General features: G+C 52.7%; 1 pseudogene. It reads right to left on the reverse strand.

The annotated features are described in order from the left end of the window. Nucleotides 1–48 precede the first annotated feature (48 nt). Nucleotides 49–241, reverse strand: a pseudogene (locus tag NR201_RS22610) (glutamate--cysteine ligase); the annotation flags it as partial.

The following is a 241-nucleotide window of genomic DNA, read 5'->3' on the forward strand; positions in this document are numbered from 1 at the left end:
AACCTGCAGATATTCCGTGCTGTCCTGATTATGACTGTCTAACACTTAAGCAACCCGACGCAGATCGGCAAACAGGGTTTTGCCCACTTCAACCAGCGAATGATCCGCTTCTCCGCAGCCTACGGCAATTTTCTGGTCCGGTTTACGCCCATCCAGCACAACCCGGATCCAGTTTATACGGGTGCATTGCAACTCATCTGCACTCATTTCCGGCGCATTGGCCAGGGTACACCAGATCAGG

It is taken from the genome of Pantoea sp. Fr-CA_6 (genome assembly GCF_024520895.1).
Lineage (GTDB): Bacteria > Pseudomonadota > Gammaproteobacteria > Enterobacterales > Enterobacteriaceae > Pantoea > Pantoea agglomerans.